The sequence below is a fragment of the Streptomyces sp. JH34 genome (genome assembly GCF_029428875.1).
Taxonomy (GTDB): Bacteria; Actinomycetota; Actinomycetes; order Streptomycetales; family Streptomycetaceae; genus Streptomyces.
On sequence record NZ_JAJSOO010000001.1, the window covers coordinates 5,398,329 to 5,415,733 of the forward strand.

Sequence of the window (17,405 nt, forward strand, 5' to 3'; positions counted from 1 at the left end):
ACAGCCTCAGGGGCATACCTGAGGGAACCGTACGTACGCGACCGCTGCGCTCCCGCTGTCAGTTCTGGGAGGCGTACGTGACGAAGGCTTCCCAGGTGGTAGGGGCGAAACCGAGGCGGGGGCCGCGAACGTCCTTGGAGTCGCGGATGTGCACGGTGCCGGGGGTGGTCGCCACCTCGACACAGTCGGCCTCGCTGCTGTTGCTGCTGTAGCTGCTCTTGGACCACTGCAGTTCGTGAACGCCCTCGGCGGGCAGCTCGCTGATCATGTTTCTCCCAGAAGTTGCTCGATGAAGGCCAGCGACTCCCGAGGAGGGAGAGCTTGGGCCCGGATCATGCCATACCGCAGCTCAAGGATTCGAAGCTGCTTCGGATCGGACACCGCCCGGCCGTTGAACGCCCCCTCGGAGCGTCCCAGAGCCGTTCCGTCCTTGAACTTCAGCACCTGTGTCTCTCCCTGCATTCCTGCGTGTTCTTCGCGGGCAATCGGCATGACCTGGATGGAGACCTGACGCAACTGGCCGATGGAAAGGAGGTGTTCGAGCTGGCGGCGTAGAACCATTGTGCCCCCGAGTGGGCGCCTCAGGGTTGCTTCCTCCTGAACGAAACTGAGAGCGGGAGCTGGGGCTCGTTCGAAGATCGCCTGCCTGGCCACGCGCCCGGCGACTGCCTGCTCGACCGCATCCGGCTCGTACGCGGGAAGCCGCATCTCGAAGAGTGCCCGCGCGTACTCGGCGGTCTGTAGCAGGCCGTGCAGGTTGTGGTCCCCGTACGCCATGAGTTCGACAGCCCGCGCTTCCAGCCTCGCCAGATCCCGCACCTTCTTCGGGTACCGGACCTCCGCCAGCTCCCGTTTCATCAGTGCGAGCTTGCCGCCCGCCCCCAGCACCTCGTCGGCCCGGTCCAGGAACTCGGGGCGGGGGATGCGACGGCCGCCCTCGACCTTGTAGACCAGGTCCTCCCCGTACCCGATCGCAGCCCCGAACTCGCCGGCCCGCATGCCTGCCGCTTCCCGCCAGGCCTTGATCTGGCGGCCCACCGTCGCCGCCATGGCGGCTCCCGACTCGTCATCGGGGTCCACGTCCCAGCCGGGCTCGTCCGCACCGTCGTCGCCGCGCTCCGTGACGGTCTCGTCCACGCTCATCCGTACCCACTTCCGATGCGCCTGCCGTTCCTGCACCAACCTCGGTCGTCCCTCCCGAGTCACCCCGGACAGCCGGGACAACACTGGACAGCGACGGGACAATCACCGGACGTAACCGGCTTTTCGGTTCTCACGGTAGGCAAGGGGAACCACGCTGAGTGATGTGACCCAAGAAATCACCCGAATCGAACATTCCGCTCCCACCCGGCAGTTCACCGTTCTGCTCTCTCCCACCCGTCGGGGCGCCCGGCTCGCCCGTCTGCTCTCCACAGCGCATCTGGGGGACTGGGGGCTGCCCACCGGGCCGGCCGCGCACATCGTTGCCGAGCTGGCCACGAACGCTGTCCTGCACGGCCGCGTGAAGGGCCGGGACTTCCGGCTGCGCCTGGCGGTCCACCGTGACGCGGTCCTCCGCATCGAGGTGACCGACGCCCGGGGCGAACGGCTGCCTCCCGCGCCCGGAACCGTCGTGGAGGCCGACTGGGAAGCCGAATCGGGGCGCGGCCTGCTGATCGTCGGGGCGCTCGCGGACCGCTGGGGCGTTGACGCCCGACCTGCCCTGCGCAAGACGGTCTGGGCCGAACTCGACCTCGTCCGGTGATCACCGCCACTGGGGCGCGGAGCCCCGAGGTGCCCGGCTCGACCCGCCTGTCACTCACGCGGGTGACATGACGCAACTGAGCTGGATTTAGTACGTATTACCGGGCATATGCTCGCCTCCATCGGCACCCCGATCGAGGGCCTGGACCGACGAGGAAGCAGAGGCTTCCCGATGGGTACCCAGCAGACCGACCTGTCCACACCGCCTGATCCCGAACGGAACTCCATGGTCAGCGCACCCCACGAAGCGATGCACCGCATCTTCCAGGAAGACCCGGGCCTCTTCTCCCGGCTCTCCGGCGTCCTCGGGCTCGACCTGCCGCCCTCGGGGCGGGCAAGCCCCTGACCGTCGACCTCACCGAGACCGAACCGCTCGAACGGCGCGTCGACACCCTCCTGCGCATCGAGACGCAGAACGGCGGGCCCTTCCTCCTCATCGTCGAAGCCCAGGGCAAGAAGGACCCTGGCAAGACGGCCAGTTGGCCCTACTACGTCACGTACCTCAACAACAAGTACCGGATCCCGGTGCTGCTCCTCGTGATCTGCCAGGATCACGCCACCGCCGCATGGGCGGCCCGTCCCCTCACCATCGGCCTGCCCCAATGGCCGACAGTCACGACCCGCCCCCTCGTGGCGGGACCCCACAACATGCCCGTCATCACGAACGTGGCAGAGGCGCGAAAAGACCTCGCGCTCGCCACGCTCTCGGCGATCACACACGCTGACAATCCGGACGTCGATGCGATACTGAAGACGATGTCCGTCGCTCTGCGCGACGCACCGGATGTGATCGTAGGACCCTTCGTCGAATTCATCGCACAAGGCCTGGGCAACCGCCCGGCCGCACAACAGTGGAGGAATCTGGTGGCCGTGGATCTTTCCTTCTACACCTCGCCGCTGTCCGAAGAGATCCGGGACGAGGGACGCGTCGAGGGCCGTGTCGAAGGTCGCGTCGAAGGTCGCGTCGAAGGTCGCGTCGAAGGCCGTGCCGAGGGCCACGTCGAGAGGGCCGCCGAGGATGTGCTGCTCGTCCTTGACGCGCGTGGTGTCGACATCACCCACGCCACTCGCGTGAAGGTGACCGCCTGCGGTGACTCGGACGTGCTCCGCCGGTGGCTGGTTCGTGCGGCGTTCGTCACCACCTCCGACGAGATCTTTGACGAGCAAGCCCCCGTCGACCGGTAGTACCGACGTCGGTGCCGGCGCCCCTGTGCGCCGGGCGCAGGTCTCTCGCCCGCACAAGAGCGGAGAAAACGCATGGCTGATCTCTCCTTCTACGTCTCACCCCTCTCCGAGGAGATCCGGGAGGAGGGCCGCGCGCAGGGCCGGGAAGAGGGCCGGGCTCAGGGCCGGGAAGAGGGCCGGGCTCAGGGCCGGGCCGAGAACATCCTGATCGTTCTCGGTGCGCGTCGCGTCGACGTCGCCCATGCCACCCGGGAGAAGATCACCGCCTGCCGCGACCCGGAACTCCTGCGCCGGTGGCTGCTCCGTTCCGCCGTGGTCGCCACCGCCGAAGAGATCTTCGGTGAGGACGGGCCGTCCGAGCAGTGAGCCGGCTCGGAAGCCTGTAACGTGGCGCTCTTCGGTCGGCGCGACCGTCCGGAGTCACAAAGGCGACAGCCCATGACCCAGACCGGCCGGACACCATCCCGCCTCCGTCTCGACGCCGCGCTCGCCGACCTCGCCACCACCTTCGGTGGGATGACGGCCGTCCCGGACGAGAACAACTGCGAGTGTCACTGGGGCAGCGCGGAGGAACTCGCCCAGCTCAAGACACCCGACGTGGAACTCGACCCCGACCTGCTGCGACGCACCTGGCAGGCGGTCGACTGGCGCGATCACGGGGCCGTACTGCGCCGCATACTGCCCCGGTTCGCAGCGGCTCTCGTCGACGGCCGGGTGGAGCCGCTCTTCGACATGGGGGACGTGGGCCAGTCCTTCGCACGTGGCAGATGGCAGCAGTGGCCCGCCCCGCAGGCCGCATCCGTGCGGGAGTTCCTGCACGCGTGGTGGGCCGACAGTCTCACGGCCCCCGACCCCGCCGTCCCGGCGTACGAAGTCTTCGCCCTGTGCGCCGAGGCCTCGGGTGCGGTGGCTCCCTGGCTCGCCGAATGGGAGAGGGCGGTCGACCCCACGTCCGACCGGAGGCTTGTGGAAGCCGTGGACCATTGGGAGTACGACCTGCTGGGAGGCGAACTCCCCTGGTACGCCTGGGTGCACGACGAGAAACTGATCGGCGAGCTGAGCGCCTGGCTGGCCCTGCACGCCCCCGCACGTCTGGACTCCCAGGAAGCTTCCGAGGAACTGCGCCACTGCGTACGGCTGCTCGGCATCTCCGGGCCCGCCCGCTGGGAGGACCCGCACTGGCCCTGGCGCACCGGCTGAGCGGGACGGCCGGCCGGGGCCGGGTGCACCGGCCGAGGTCCGCCCTCAGCCCTGCCCGTCGCCGTTCTCGAACAGTCTGACCGTGCTGAGGATCTCGCGGATGGTGGCGTCGGGCACCTCGTCGGGCACCCCGTGTGCACCGACGTAGGTCCACGACACGAACTTGCCCTCCGCGTTCTTGAAGGCGAACGTCACCGCCTTGCCGTCGGTGTCGCACTTGCCCTTCGACGGTGCCCCCGAGGACGTGACGGTCACGAGGCTGCCCTCGACGCCCGACTTCGTCCGGTACGACTCGGCCTCACCGATCTCCAGGTGTGTGCTGTCGGGCTGCGTGTAGCCGCCGTACACCCACTGCTTCGCCGTGTCCTCCGCGGCCTCGGCGGCGCTCCTCGCGCCCTTCTCGCCGGTGGTGCCCGTCGACGCGAGCGGTGTGTCCTCCGCGGTGCCGTCCTTGTCGTCGTCGGACGTGCACCACTTCTCCTTGAAGACCGCCGGGGCCATCATCGCGACCAGCGGCTTCTCGTCGGGGTCGCTGTCCTCCGCGACGTAGCTGACCCAGTCCGCCGACTGCCGCGCCCAGGTGGCGGGCACGTCGAAGGTGATGCCTCGCTTGGAGTTGACCACCGTGTTCCAGCCGGGGACGAGAGGGCCGGAACCGCCCTCGGTCGAACTCCGGTCCGTCTCCCCGGTGCTCGCCGAGTCCGTCGCCTCGGGCCGCGCGTCGGTCGAGTCGGACCCGTTGCCGCGGAGCACCAGGAAGCCGGTCACCCCGCATGCCACGACGACCGCCGCGGCGGCGGCCACGGCGACGACGGCGGTCCGGTTCCAGCGGCGACGGGGCGGCTCGGGTGCCCCCATACCGATCGTGGGCGCGTAGTGCCGGCCCGGGTCGGAATGCGTGGGGTCCGGACGGGGGTGGCCGTCCTGCGGGTTCGGCTGTCCGGAGGGCGACTGCTGTCCTGGCCACATGGGGGGTGAGTCTAGTGCCCGGCCAGGAGCGCACCCGCGACGCGTTCTCCGGGGGTCCGCATGGCCGCGCAGGTGTGTGGCGCCGTGCAAGTCGAGCCATCGGGGGGCGAGTCGGGGGAGCGCGCGGCAGTGGCCCCCGCGCCATGGGAGACACGCACAGGAGGGGGCCGGACGTCGGCCCAGGGCGGGCCGGCGGGGAAGCGACGTCCAGGCCCCTCCGTGGCGTGACCGGTCCGGTCGGCCGGGCGCGTGGGGCCCGGCGGACCGGCCCCCCGGCCGACCGGGCCGGAGTCGGGAAGAACTTAACAGCCGCGCAATATTTTGCGTAAGGCCTTGCAGAAAGAAATCTCCAGGATTTCGTGGATGTGAAAGGCGTGTGATCGGGTCATGTCCAGGGGGTTGACCAGGGCAGGTCAGGATCGTACGGTCTGCGGCACACAGGGTTTTGCAGCCTTGCTGCAAGAACCTTCAGAAGCCTTGAGGCACGGCGCGTTGCCATGTGAGGCTGCTCCGCCATCCCCGCACTTCCCCCCACCGCAGGAGGAACGTCATGGCACGCAGGCCCTTGTCCGGCGCGCTCGCCCTCACCATGGGCGCCGCCGTGCTCGCCGTCCCCGCCGGGCTCGGCGCCGCCGGAACGGCCCAGGCCGCGCCGCCCGGAGAGAAGGACGTCACCGCGGTGATGTTCGAGTGGAAGTTCGCCTCGGTCGCCAAGGCATGCACCGACAGCCTCGGGCCTGCCGGTTACGGCTACGTCCAGGTCTCGCCGCCCCAGGAACACATCCAGGGCGCCCAGTGGTGGACCTCGTACCAGCCCGTCAGCTACAAGATCGCCGGCCGTCTCGGCGACCGCACGGCCTTCGCGAACATGGTCAGCACGTGTCACGCAGCGGGCGTCAAGGTCATAGCCGACTCCGTGATCAACCACATGTCGGCCGGTTCCGGCACCGGCACCGGCGGCTCCTCGTACACCAAGTACGACTACCCGGGGACCTATTCGGTCAGCGACATGAACGACTGCCAGTCGCAGATCAGCAACTACGGCGACCGGGCCAACGTCCAGAACTGCGAACTGGTCGGCCTCGCGGACCTGGACACCGGCGAGGACTACGTCCGCGGCAAGATCGCCGGCTACCTCAACGACCTGCTGTCCCTCGGTGTCGACGGCTTCCGCATCGACGCTGCCAAGCACATGCCGGCCGCCGACCTCGCGAACATCAAGTCCCGCCTCAGCAACCCCGGCGTGTACTGGAAGCACGAGGCGATCTACGGGGCCGGAGAGGCCGTCTCCCCCTCGGAGTACCTCGGCAGCGGCGACGTCCAGGAGTTCCGCTACGGCCGCAGCCTCAAGCAGGTCTTCAACGACGAGAACCTCGCCTACCTCAAGAACTTCGGCGAGGGCTGGGGCTTCATGGAGTCGGGCAGGTCGGCGGTCTTCGTCGACAACCACGACACGGAGCGCGGCGGCGACACCCTGAACTACAAGGACGGCGCCAACTACACCCTGGCGAGCGTCTTCATGCTGGCCTACCCCTACGGTTCCCCGGACGTCCACTCCGGCTACGAGTGGACCGACAAGGACGCCGGCCCGCCCAACGGCGGCCAGGTGAACGCCTGCTACAGCGACGGCTGGAAGTGCCAGCACGCCTGGCGCGAGATCTCCTCCATGGTCGGCTTCCGCAACGCCGCCCGCGGCCAGGCGGTCTCGAACTGGTGGGACAACGGCGGCGACCAGATCGCCTTCGGCCGGGGCTCCAAGGCGTACGTCGCCATCAATCACGAGAGCTCGTCGCTGACCCGGACGTTCCAGACCGCGCTGCCCGCCGGTGACTACTGCGACGTCCAGTCCGGCAAGGGCGTCACCGTCAACGGCTCCGGGCAGTTCACCGCCACGCTCGGCGCGAACACCGCCGTCGCCCTGCACGTCGGCGCCCGCACCTGCACGGGCGGCGGCACGACGCCCGGCACCGGTCAGTCCGGAGCCTCCTTCGGCGTCAACGCCACCACCCAGACCGGCCAGAACATCTACGTCACCGGCAGCCAGGCCGCCCTCGGCAACTGGGCGCCCGGCAGCGCGCTGAAGCTCGACCCGGCCGCCTACCCCGTATGGAAGCTCGACGTCACCCTGCCCGCCGGGACCTCCTTCGAGTACAAGTACCTCCGCAAGGACGCGAGCGGCAACGTCACCTGGGAGAGCGGCGCCAACCGCACCGCCACCGTGCCGTCCTCCGGGAAGGTCGCGCTGACCGCCGACGTCTGGCGCAGCTGACCCCACTCGTCGCGGGCCGGGGACGCGAGGGTGAGCGTCCCCGGCCCGCACCGCTCCGCACACAGCCCGACCCCCGAACGCCGAGGAGTACCCGCCCGTGTCCCGAACCACCCTCCGCCGGGGAGCCGTCGCCGCGCTGTGCGCGGCGCTGCTGCCCGTCGTGCCGGCGGCCTCCGCGGCCGCCGCACCCAGACCCCCGGCCCCGCCCTCGGACGCGAAACTCGCGAAGGAGCCGGCCCGGCACGACCTGACCCGCGAGCAGTTCTACTTCGTGCTGCCCGACCGGTTCGCCGACGGGGACGCCTCCAACAACCGCGGCGGGCTCACCGGCTCGCGGACGGAGACCGGCTACGACCCGACGGACAAGGGGTTCTACCAGGGCGGCGACCTCAAGGGCCTCACCCAGCGGCTCGACTACATCAAGGGGCTCGGCACCACCGCGATCTGGCTCGCGCCGATCTTCAAGAACCGGCCCGTGCAGGGCACCGGGGACAACGCCTCGGCCGGCTACCACGGCTACTGGATCACCGACTTCACCCAGGTCGACCCGCACTTCGGGACGAACGCCGACCTCACGAAGCTGATCGACAAGGCCCACGGCAAGGGCATGAAGGTCTTCTTCGACGTCATCACCAACCACACCGCCGACACCGTCGACTACGCCGAGAAGAAGTACGGCTACAAGCCCAAGGGCGCCTTCCCGTACCTCGACCGGGACGGCCGGCCCTTCGACGACGCCCGGGGCATGGCGGACGTGGACGCCGACTCCTTCCCGTACACCCCGGTGAACACGGGCGAGAAGGTCCCGTCCTGGCTCAACGACCCCACGATGTACCACAACAGGGGTGACTCGACCTACGCGGGCGAGTCCACCGAGTACGGCGACTTCTCCGGCCTCGACGACCTGTGGACCGAGCGCCCCGAGGTCGTCTCCGGCATGGAGAAGATCTACGAGAAGTGGGTCCGCGACTTCGACATCGACGGCTTCCGCATCGACACCGTCAAGCACGTCGACCTCGACTTCTGGACCCGGTGGGCCACCGCCCTCGACGACTACGCGGCGAAGCGCGGCCGGGACGACTTCTTCATGTTCGGCGAGGTCTACTCCGCCGACACCGCGATCACCTCGCCCTACGTGACGCGCGGCAGGCTCGACGCGACCCTCGACTTCCCGTTCCAGGAAGCCGCCCGGCAGTACGCGTCCCAGGGCGCCCCGGCCTCGAAGCTCGCCGCGGTCTACGCGGACGACTACCGGTACACCACCGACAAGGCCAACGCCTACGAGCAGGTCACGTTCCTCGGCAACCACGACATGGGCCGCATCGGGACCTTCCTGAAGCAGGACAACCCGAAGGCCTCCGACGCCGAACTCCTGGACCGCGCCCGCCTCGCCGAAGAGCTGATGTTCCTCGGCCGCGGCAACCCGGTGATCTACTATGGCGACGAGCAGGGCTACACCGGCGCGGGCGGCGACAAGGACTCCCGCCAGACGCTGTTCGCCTCGAAGGCCGCCGACTACCTCGACGACGACCAGCTGGGCACCGACCGTACGCACGCCTCCGACGCGTACGACACGGAGCACCCGCTCTACCGCTCCATAGCCGCGCTGTCGAAGCTCACCCGGGACCACCCGGCCCTGCGCGACGGCACCCAGACCGAGCGTTACTCCGAGGGCTCCGTCCACGCCTTCTCGCGTACGGACACGAAGCGCCCCTACGAATACCTCGTCGCCTCCAACAACGGCGCCGAGGCGAGGACGGTGGAGCTCCCCACCGAGTCCGCCGGCATGAACTTCCGCACCCTGTACGGCGGCTCCGGCACGGTGCGAAGCGCCTCCGACAGGACCGTCAAGGTCACGGTGCCCGCGCTGTCCAGCATCGTGCTCCGCGCCGACAAGCAGCTCGGCACCCCGGCCACCAAGCCCTCGATCACCCTGAAGGCCCCGGCGGCCGGAGCCACCGGCACCGTCGAGCTCACCGCCGACGTCGACGGCGGGGACCTGAACCGCGTCGTCTTCGCCGCGCAGTCCGGCAACGGGAAGTGGACGACGCTGGGCTCCGCCGACCACGCCCCGTACAAGGTCACCCAGCACCTCGACGCGTCGGTGAAGGCCGGGACCGCGCTGCGCTACAAGGCCGTGGTCGTCGACCGCGCCGGACGCACCACGAGCGCCCTCGCCTCCACGACCGCCGGCCAGGCACCGCCCGCCCCGAAGCCCGTCGCCGTCGACCGCGACCACGCCGTCGTCCACTACAAGCGCGCGGACGGCGACTACGAGGGGTGGCAGCTGAAGTCCGGTGGGAAGACCGCCGACTTCGTCGGCCGTGACGCCTACGGCGCCTTCGCCTGGATCGACCTCGACGAGGGCGCCTCCTCGGTCCCGTACACCGTCGAGAAGGACGGCACGGCCGACGGGCCCGAGCGGACCGTCGACCTCGCGAGGACCGGCCAGGTCTGGATCGAGCAGGGCAAGGACGACCAGACCACCGAGGCACCCGGGACCCCGCCGCAGGACACCGGCAAGGCCGTCCTGCACTACCACCGCGCCGACGGCGACTACGCCGGCTGGGGCCTGCACACCTGGACCGGTGCCGCCGCCCCCACGGACTGGGCCAAGCCGCTGCAGCCCGTGAGGAGCGACGCCTACGGAGTCACCTTCGAGGTCCCGCTCACCGACGGCGCCACCTCGCTCAGCTACATCCTGCACAAGGGCGACGAGAAGGACCTCCCGGGCGACCAGTCCCTCGACATCGCCTCGCACGGCCACGAGGTCTGGATGCTCGGCGGCATGTCCGGCTACCTGCTGCCGCAGGCGGGCGGGGTGCCCACGCCCGACCTCACCAAGGCCGAGGCCCAGTGGATCGACGCGGACACCGTCGTCTGGAAGGTCAAGGCCACCGACGCCACCAGTCAGCAGCTCGTGTACGCGAAGAACGGCGGCATCTCCGTCGTCGACGGAGCCCTGTCCGACGAGGGACAGTGGCTGCGGCTCGCCGCCACCGGACTCACCGAGGCGCAGAAGGCGAAGTACCCGCACCTCAAGGACTATCCGGCGTTCACCGTCGACACCCGGGACCGGGACCGCGTCCGCGAGTCCCTCCGAGGCCAGCTGATCGCCACCCAGCGCGCCGCCAACGGAGCCCTGCTCGCCGCCACCGGCGTACAGACCGCGGGTGTACTGGACGAGCTGTACGGCAAGGCCGCGAGCGGCGCCGCCCTCGGCCCCGTCTTCCGCAAGGGCGGCCCGACGCTTTCCGTCTGGGCACCCACCGCCCGGACGGTCTCGCTCGAACTCGACGGGAAGAACGTTCCGATGCGGCGCGACGACCGCACCGGCGTCTGGTCGGTCACCGGCAAGAAGTCCTGGACGGGCAAGCCCTACCGCTACGCCGTCCAGGTCTGGGCGCCCACCGTGCAGAAGCTGGTCACCAACAAGGTCACCGACCCCTACTCCACCGCACTGACCGCCGACTCCGCCCGCAGCCTCGTCGTCGACCTCGACGACCCGAAGCTCGCGCCGCGCGGCTGGTCCGCGCTGAAGAAGCCCGCCGCCGTCCCGCTCCGCGACGCCCAGATCCAGGAGCTGCACGTCCGTGACTTCTCGGTCACGGACTCCACGTCGAAGCACCCCGGTGAGTACCTCGCCTTCACCGACACCCGCTCCGACGGCATGAAGCACCTCGAGGAGCTCGCGGACTCCGGCACCAGCTACGTGCACCTGCTGCCCGTCTTCGACATCGGGACGATCCCCGAGAAGAAGTCCGACCAGCGGAAGCCGGCCTGTGACCTGTCCGTCTACGCCCCCGACTCCGAGGAGCAGCAGGCCTGCGTCACGAAGGCCGCCGCCGAGGACGCCTTCAACTGGGGTTACGACCCGCTGCACTACACCGTCCCCGAAGGCTCCTACGCCTCCGACCCCGACGGCACGAAGCGCACCACCGAGTTCCGGCAGATGGTCCAGGGACTCAACGGCGCCGGGCTGCGGACCGTCATGGACGTCGTCTACAACCACACCGTCGCCTCCGGCCAGGACGACAAGTCCGTACTCGACAAGATCGTCCCCGGCTACTACCAGCGGCTCCTGGAGGACGGCACCGTCGCCACGTCGACCTGCTGCGCCAACACCGCGACCGAGAACACCATGATGGGCAAGCTCGTCGTGGACTCGGTCGTCACCTGGGCCAAGGAGTACAAGGTCGACGGCTTCCGCTTCGACCTCATGGGCCACCACCCCAAGGCCAACATCCTCGCGGTCCGCAAGGCCCTCGACGAGCTCACCGTCGCCAAGGACGGCGTCGACGGGAAGAAGATCATCCTGTACGGCGAGGGCTGGAACTTCGGTGAGATCGCCGACGACGCCCGCTTCGTCCAGGCCACCCAGAAGAACATGGCCGGGACAGGCATCGCCACCTTCTCCGACCGGGCCCGGGACGCCGTGCGCGGCGGCGGCCCCTTCGACGAGGACCCCGGCGTCCAGGGCTTCGCGTCCGGCCTCTACACCGACCCCAACACCTCCACCGCCAACGGCACCGAGGCCGAACAGAAGGCCCGGCTGCTCCACTACCAGGACCTCATCAAGGTCGGCCTCACCGGCAACCTCGCCGACTACACCTTCACCGACGCCCAGGGCCGCACGGTCAAGGGCTCGGCCGTCGACTACAACGGGGCCCCCGCCGGATACGCGGCGGCGCCCGGCGACGCGCTCGCCTACGCCGACGCCCACGACAACGAGACCCTCTACGACGCCCTCGCCTTCAAGCTCCCGGCCGACACCACGGCCGCCGACCGGGCCCGCATGCAGGTCGTGGCGATGGCGACCGCCGTGCTCTCCCAGGGCCCGGCGCTCTCCCAGGCCGGCACCGACCTGCTGCGCTCCAAGTCGCTGGACCGCAACTCCTACGACAGCGGTGACTGGTTCAACGCGCTCCACTGGGACTGCCGCAAGGGCAACGGCTTCGGCCGGGGACTGCCGCCCGCCGCCGACAACCAGGACAAGTGGTCCTACGGAAAGCCGCTGCTGGCCGACGCGGCGCTCAGCCCCGGATGCGCGCAGATCACCGGCGCCTCCGCCGCCTACCAGGACCTGCTCACCATCCGCACCACGGAGAAGGACTTCGGCCTCGCCACCACGGGGCAGGTCCAGGACACCCTGTCCTTCCCGCTCTCCGGCACGAAGGAGACCCCGGGCGTGATCACGATGCGCCTGGGCAAGCTGGTCGTCGTGATGAACGCGAGCCCGGACACCCAGGTGCAGGCCCTCTCCGGCCTGGCCGGGAAGGCGTACGCGCTGCACCCCGTCCAGGCGGCGGGCGCGGACGCCACCGTCAGGAAGTCCTCGTACGAAGAGAAGTCGGGCAGCTTCACCGTGCCGGGACGCACGGTCGCCGTGTTCTCCCAGCGCTGACGACACCGACCCCACCGGCCGGTCTCCGGCTCAGGGCCCCAGTGGCCCGGAGCCGGAGACCGGCCGGTCCCGTGTCGCGGGGGATCTGCCTTGTGCGGGCGCCACGATCACGCGAAGCTGAAGCCGTACACGTGCATGCACGCCGTACACGTATACGCACCCGAACCGCACCCAGGAGCGCTTGATGCCGCAGATCACCGTCGACTACTCCGCCGAGCTCGACGACAGCTTCGACCGCCGCGGCTTCGCGCTGGCCCTGCACCCGCTCGTCGCCGAGACCGTGTCCGCCAAGATCCCCGCCTGCAAGACCCGCTTCCGCCGGGCCGAGGACTCCGTCGTCGGTGACTCCGCCACTGGCGACTCCATCGTGAACGTCTCGATCGCGATGCTGCCCGGCCGGACCCCCGAGATCAAGGCGCGGCTGACGGAAGCCGTGCTGGAGCTGCTGGCCGGACACCTGAAGCCCGTCGACGGGCTCACCGTCCACGCGTCGGCCGAGATCCGGGACCTGGACGCGTCCTACCGCAAGAACTGAGGCAGCCGCCGCTGCGGGACGGCCGGTGCGGCGGGCGCCAGGACCGAGAGCCTGGCGATGAGTTCGCCGAACGGGCCGTCCGCCGGCTCCTGCGAGAAGACCCGCAGCATCACGCCGGCCGTCTCCTGGTCGTACGCCGCGCTCACCGCCCCCAGCGCCGCGAAGTCGTGCACCAGCTGCAACTCCAGCTCGGCACGCGGAACGCGCTTCCCGTCGAGCCAGAGCAGCGCCGTCGACTCGGCCAGCGACACCCACGACCGCACGACGAACTCCAGCCGCGCGGGCGGGGACTCCACGCCGAGATGCGCCATGATCTGCTCGTACGCCGCCTGGCGCACCCCGTCGACCAGGGCGTCGGCCGTCGACGAACCTCCGGCCGGACCGCCCCGCATCAGCGCGGCGAAGCCCGGGCCGTGCTCCTCGACGAAATCGAAGAACCGGTGCATCACCCGGATCAGCCGGGCACCCAGGGGTCCTTCGTGCGCCTCCAGGAAGCGGCCGGACAGCTCGTCGGCCGCCCGCTTCAGCGCCGCCTCGTACAGACTGCGCTTCCCCGGGAAGTAGTGGTAGACGAGCGGGCGCGAGATGCCGGCCGCCGCCGCGATCTCGTCGATCGACACGTCGTCGGGCGAGCGGTGGCTGAACAACTCCAGTGCGACGCCGATCAACTGGGCCCTGCGTTCCTCGACACCCATCCTGCGCCGTACCCGGGTCGTCATGCCGAACAGCCTAACGGGGCAGGGCAGGTGGCCCTCATCCGCACTCCCTGCGGCCGTACCCGGGGCGGCCGACGAGCTCGCCGGCCGCCCCGGGACCGCCCGGAGTCAGTGCAGCGAGCCCACCCTGCTGCCGTCCGCGAGCAGTCCGGCGAGCCGGGGCCGGTCCCCCTCCGCCGCCGGCAGCGTCAGCAGCCGCCCGTCCGTCCGGCCCCGCACGCCGCCGGACGCGGTCAGGGACGCGAACTGCCCGGAGCCCGCCGCCAGTACGTACCACCGCCCGCCGTCCGACTTCCACAGCACACCCGCCAGCACCCGCGGTCTGCGTGTCCCGCAGTCCGGCGAGTCCTCCGCACGCGCCGCCACCGCCCCCGGCGCCCCGGCACCGCCCGACGATTCGGGCGGCGCCTGGAACTGAGCCAGGACCCTGCTGCCCGTGCCCCGCCAGGTGTCCGCCCGGGTGCAGAACCACAGCGCGTCACCCTCACCCTCCGGCAGCCGCTGCTTCGCGTACGGCCAGGAGTTCACCGACCGGACACCATGGGACCGCACCGCCGGCAGGAGACAGGCGGTGCGCGCCCAGCTCTCGCGCTCGGCCCGCCCCGACACGTCGTGCGGCGCGGACGGCGCGCCGGACGTCAGGCGTACGGGAGTGAGCTCACCGAGGTCCGTCATCAACCGCGCCGCCGACCCGTCCCGCAGCTCCAGGGCCTGCCACGAACGGCAGTCCGTCCGGCCCCCCGTCTCCGGCCCGGGCCCCGTCAGCGGATCCGTCACCCCGTGGCGGTCGCGGGACAGCGGACGGGCCGGCCCGTGGGGTGCCAGCAGATCCCGCACCCCGACCTCCCGCACCCAGGGCGCGGTCAGATAGCGGATCCGGCCGGCGCGGCGCTGCGCCACCAGCGCACTCGCCGCCACCGCGTCCGCACCGTCCACCCGGGCGAAGTCCAGCGCGGCACCCTTCGACGGGTCGGCGTCGCGCGGCTCGGCGTAGCGCACGACCCGCAGGCCGTCGTGGAACAGCACGACCGCGGCCGGGCCCACCTCGCCCGCGTACAGCAGCTGAGGCGGTCCCATCGGCGGGCCGTCAGGGGTCCCGGGCGTCGCCGACGAGACCACCGCGGGACCGGGCCGGGCCCACACGGCGAGCGCGCGTCCCAGCAGGCCGGTGTCCGCGGCCCGGTCCCCGCGCGTCGGCCAGACGCTGAAGTCACGCCGTGCGGAACTCCGCCACAGCCCGCTGGGCACCCGGTGCAACGCAGCCGGATCCAGTGCCTGTTGGGCGGTGCGGTGGCGTGCGTAGAGCGGCGCGGAGGAGGCGCTCGGGCCGCCCAGGCCGTCCCCCGGCATCAGCAGCAGCGTCCCGCAGACCAGCAGCGCGCCGGCGCCGGCCAGGAGCGTCCGCCCCCGCCGCCGTCGACGGGCCACGTCCGCCGGCCTGACCTGCAGGGAACACGGGTCGAACTCCGGTGAGGCCAGCAGCGCGTGGGGTGCCGTGAGCCCGTCGGCCTCCAGCAGCGAGGCCCGTGGGTCCCCGACGCCCACCGCCTCGAGCGCCCGGCACACCTCGGCGTCGTCGAGCCCTTCGAGCCCCCGCAGCACATGCGCGGCCCGGCAGGGGGCCGACACCTCGGCGAGGGCCTGTTCCAGCGCCAGTTCGTCCGCCCCGCAGGAGTGCGGAAAGAGCCGCAGCCCCCACACCTGCGGCACCAGCGGAGGGAACTGCGCCCGGCGCGGCCGGGCGAACCGGAACACCGGCCGCCCGGCCTCCAGCGCGTGACGCAGCACCCTCAGACGTACGTGCGCGTAAGCCTGCCCCGGGTCCGGACCCCGCCCCGTTGCCAGGGCCCGCTGGGCCAGCCAGTGGGCCGTCAGCACACGGCGGTTGCGGCCGAGCGAGGGCGCCAGCACGAGATACGCGATCCGCGCCAGCCGGGCGTAGTGCTCGGAGGGCACGGCCTCGGCCCGCTCCCCGGCGGCCTGCTCCGCGTACGGGCGGCCGGCGGACGGCGGTACTGCTCGCAGAGGGGGCATGTTCAGCTGAACGAGCGAATGGTGCGATGGTCACTCCGGCGGCGAACGCTCCGGGGGCGGGTCGCGCGGTTTCCCCGCGCGGCCGGGAGCCACGGGGCACGGTGGCCGCATCATGAAGCAGTTGGGGTGGCGGCGAGGACGGGCCCGCCGGACAACGGCGGCCGTGTCGGCGAGGCTCGAGGAATTCGTCCGGGTGGCGAAGGCTCAGGCAGGTACGGCCTCCACGGGCGCCCCGGTCATCCGGTTCGCGAGCGTCGAGATCGTGTAGGCGCCGATACCGAGAACCACCTCCAGGGCGTTGCGCGCGGTGTAGCCCAGCGACAGGAATTCCCGGATCCGGTCGTCGCCGACCGCGCCGGCCGACTCCAGGGCGGCGAGCGTGAACCTGCGCACGCCCTCCAGCCGTTCGTCCGGCAGCGGCTGATCGCCGGGAGCCCGCAGTGCCGCGACGAGCTCGGGTGAGGCGCCCAGCGACCTGAGCCTCGGCGTGTGCATCTCCACGCAGACGTGGCACTCGTTGCGGGTGGCCATCGTCATGACGACGACCTCGCGCGACAGCGGGTCCAGGGTGCTCGACTCGAAGGTGGCGCTCGCCCGGAGGAAGCCGTCCAGCGTCTCCGGGGACGTGGCCATCCGGGCAACGGCCGACGGCAGCCGGCCGCCTCGCTTCCTGGCCGTGGCCTCCATGGTGCGGCGAGCGGCGGGCGGCGCGGAGTCAGGGGTGTGATCGGGGAAGAACGTTGCGGACATGATGGTCCCCTCGCGATAAACTCGACAACGTGATTGTCGAAAAGGTAAACCAGGTTGTCGAGGTGCGCAATGGCTGAGGAGAGGACCGGCACGGAGGGAGCGGGATTCGAGCTGCCGCTGCTGCTGTTCGCGGGCTTCCGGTCGATCATCGACGCGATGCACCGTGACCTGGCCGCCCACGGCCACCGGGACGTACGCCCGGCCTACGGCTTCGCGCTCCAGGCCGTCGGACGGGAGGGGGCGAGCGCCAGCGAGATCGGCCGGCGGCTGGGGGTGTCCAAGCAGGCGGCCGGGAAGACGGTCGACAAGCTGGAGGGCCTCGGATACGTGGAACGCGTCGACGACCCCGAGGACGGGCGGCGCAAGGTGGTCAGGCCCACCGCGCGAGGCGTCGACATGCTGGCCAGGTCCGCCGAGGGCTTCGACCGGCTCCGCGCCGAATGGGTCGCGGAGCTGGGCGCCGAGCGGGTCGGGGCGATGGAGGCGGACCTCAGGAGGATGGCGCCCGCGGCCGCGTTCCGGCTGGACGCCGAGCGCTGGTTCGCCGGCTGAGGGCCCCGGGCCGGGGGACGCGCTCCCGGCCCGGGTGGCGGGCGTGCG

Annotated in this window: 13 protein-coding genes and 1 pseudogene; 8 read left to right on the forward strand and 6 right to left on the reverse strand. The window is 70.9% G+C overall.

Features of this window, described 5'->3' with window-relative positions; genetic code table 11:
- Positions 1-58: 58 nt before the first annotated feature.
- Positions 59-268 (reverse strand): DUF397 domain-containing protein, encoded by a 210-nt coding sequence (locus tag LWJ43_RS24215; RefSeq protein WP_277334319.1) that lies wholly within the window; start codon positions 266-268, stop codon positions 59-61.
- Complete coding sequence (locus LWJ43_RS24220) at positions 265-1,143, reverse strand: helix-turn-helix domain-containing protein (protein ID WP_277334320.1); 879 nt, start codon at positions 1,141-1,143, stop codon at positions 265-267. The genes LWJ43_RS24215 and LWJ43_RS24220 overlap by 4 nt, the downstream gene beginning before the upstream one ends.
- Before the next feature lie 163 nt (positions 1,144-1,306).
- Between LWJ43_RS24220 and LWJ43_RS24225 the strand changes: the two genes are divergently transcribed.
- The 4 genes and pseudogenes from LWJ43_RS24225 (at position 1,307) to LWJ43_RS24240 (ending at position 4,128) form a co-directional block, all read left to right on the forward strand.
- Entirely contained in the window at positions 1,307-1,744 is a 438-nt protein-coding gene (locus LWJ43_RS24225; protein WP_277334321.1) for an ATP-binding protein, read from the forward strand.
- Between the two features lie 225 nt (positions 1,745-1,969).
- Positions 1,970-2,928: pseudogene (locus tag LWJ43_RS24230) on the forward strand (RpnC/YadD family protein).
- 72 nt (positions 2,929-3,000) lie between these two features.
- On the forward strand, positions 3,001-3,294 hold the full coding sequence (locus LWJ43_RS24235; protein ID WP_277334322.1) for a hypothetical protein: 294 nt from the start codon (positions 3,001-3,003) through the stop codon (positions 3,292-3,294).
- 72 nt (positions 3,295-3,366) lie between these two features.
- A complete protein-coding gene (locus LWJ43_RS24240; RefSeq protein ID WP_277334323.1) occupies positions 3,367-4,128 on the forward strand; it encodes a hypothetical protein in 762 nt (253 codons plus the stop codon).
- A gap of 45 nt (positions 4,129-4,173) precedes the next feature.
- Here the strand turns inward: LWJ43_RS24240 and LWJ43_RS24245 are convergent, their stop codons facing one another.
- Positions 4,174-4,986 carry a hypothetical protein gene (locus tag LWJ43_RS24245; protein ID WP_277335977.1) on the reverse strand — a complete coding sequence of 271 codons (813 nt, stop codon included), beginning with the start codon at positions 4,984-4,986 and terminating at the stop codon, positions 4,174-4,176.
- Positions 4,987-5,647: 661 nt separating this feature from the next.
- Here LWJ43_RS24245 and LWJ43_RS24250 point away from each other — a divergent pair.
- The 3 genes from LWJ43_RS24250 (at position 5,648) to LWJ43_RS24260 (ending at position 13,305) form a co-directional block, all read left to right on the forward strand.
- Entirely contained in the window at positions 5,648-7,366 is a 1,719-nt protein-coding gene (locus tag LWJ43_RS24250; RefSeq protein WP_277334324.1) for a carbohydrate-binding module family 20 domain-containing protein, read from the forward strand.
- A 97-nt stretch (positions 7,367-7,463) separates the two neighbouring features.
- Positions 7,464-12,770 carry a pullulanase-type alpha-1,6-glucosidase gene (gene pulA / locus LWJ43_RS24255; RefSeq protein WP_277334325.1) on the forward strand — a complete coding sequence of 1,769 codons (5,307 nt, stop codon included), beginning with the start codon at positions 7,464-7,466 and terminating at the stop codon, positions 12,768-12,770.
- Between the two features lie 184 nt (positions 12,771-12,954).
- On the forward strand, positions 12,955-13,305 hold the full coding sequence (locus LWJ43_RS24260; RefSeq protein ID WP_277334326.1) for a 5-carboxymethyl-2-hydroxymuconate Delta-isomerase: 351 nt from the start codon (positions 12,955-12,957) through the stop codon (positions 13,303-13,305).
- Here LWJ43_RS24260 and LWJ43_RS24265 read toward each other — a convergent pair.
- The 3 genes from LWJ43_RS24265 to LWJ43_RS24275 form a co-directional block, all read right to left on the reverse strand.
- On the reverse strand, positions 13,290-14,024 hold the full coding sequence (locus LWJ43_RS24265) for a TetR/AcrR family transcriptional regulator (protein ID WP_277334327.1): 735 nt from the start codon (positions 14,022-14,024) through the stop codon (positions 13,290-13,292). The two genes, LWJ43_RS24260 and LWJ43_RS24265, sit on opposite strands and share 16 nt — an antisense overlap.
- A gap of 105 nt (positions 14,025-14,129) precedes the next feature.
- Complete coding sequence (locus LWJ43_RS24270; RefSeq protein WP_277334328.1) at positions 14,130-16,055, reverse strand: hypothetical protein; 1,926 nt, start codon at positions 16,053-16,055, stop codon at positions 14,130-14,132.
- Positions 16,056-16,259: 204 nt separating this feature from the next.
- Positions 16,260-16,805 carry a carboxymuconolactone decarboxylase family protein gene (locus tag LWJ43_RS24275; RefSeq protein ID WP_277334329.1) on the reverse strand — a complete coding sequence of 182 codons (546 nt, stop codon included), beginning with the start codon at positions 16,803-16,805 and terminating at the stop codon, positions 16,260-16,262.
- Between the two features lie 69 nt (positions 16,806-16,874).
- Here LWJ43_RS24275 and LWJ43_RS24280 point away from each other — a divergent pair, with 69 nt between their 5' ends.
- Entirely contained in the window at positions 16,875-17,357 is a 483-nt protein-coding gene (locus tag LWJ43_RS24280; protein ID WP_277334330.1) for a MarR family winged helix-turn-helix transcriptional regulator, read from the forward strand.
- Positions 17,358-17,405: the final 48 nt, after the last annotated feature.

Coding starts and splice junctions, on each gene's coding strand:
- LWJ43_RS24275 (WP_277334329.1), bottom strand. CDS start 16,805: ATGTCCGCAACGTTCTTCCCCGATCACACCCCTGACTCCGCGCCGCCC.
- LWJ43_RS24245 (WP_277335977.1), bottom strand. CDS start 4,986: ATGGGGGCACCCGAGCCGCCCCGTCGCCGCTGGAACCGGACCGCCGTC.
- LWJ43_RS24220 (WP_277334320.1), bottom strand. CDS start 1,143: ATGAGCGTGGACGAGACCGTCACGGAGCGCGGCGACGACGGTGCGGAC.
- LWJ43_RS24240 (WP_277334323.1), top strand. CDS start 3,367: ATGACCCAGACCGGCCGGACACCATCCCGCCTCCGTCTCGACGCCGCG.
- LWJ43_RS24260 (WP_277334326.1), top strand. CDS start 12,955: ATGCCGCAGATCACCGTCGACTACTCCGCCGAGCTCGACGACAGCTTC.
- LWJ43_RS24265 (WP_277334327.1), bottom strand. CDS start 14,024: ATGACGACCCGGGTACGGCGCAGGATGGGTGTCGAGGAACGCAGGGCC.
- LWJ43_RS24270 (WP_277334328.1), bottom strand. CDS start 16,055: ATGCCCCCTCTGCGAGCAGTACCGCCGTCCGCCGGCCGCCCGTACGCG.
- LWJ43_RS24280 (WP_277334330.1), top strand. CDS start 16,875: ATGGCTGAGGAGAGGACCGGCACGGAGGGAGCGGGATTCGAGCTGCCG.
- LWJ43_RS24250 (WP_277334324.1), top strand. CDS start 5,648: ATGGCACGCAGGCCCTTGTCCGGCGCGCTCGCCCTCACCATGGGCGCC.
- LWJ43_RS24235 (WP_277334322.1), top strand. CDS start 3,001: ATGGCTGATCTCTCCTTCTACGTCTCACCCCTCTCCGAGGAGATCCGG.
- LWJ43_RS24215 (WP_277334319.1), bottom strand. CDS start 268: ATGATCAGCGAGCTGCCCGCCGAGGGCGTTCACGAACTGCAGTGGTCC.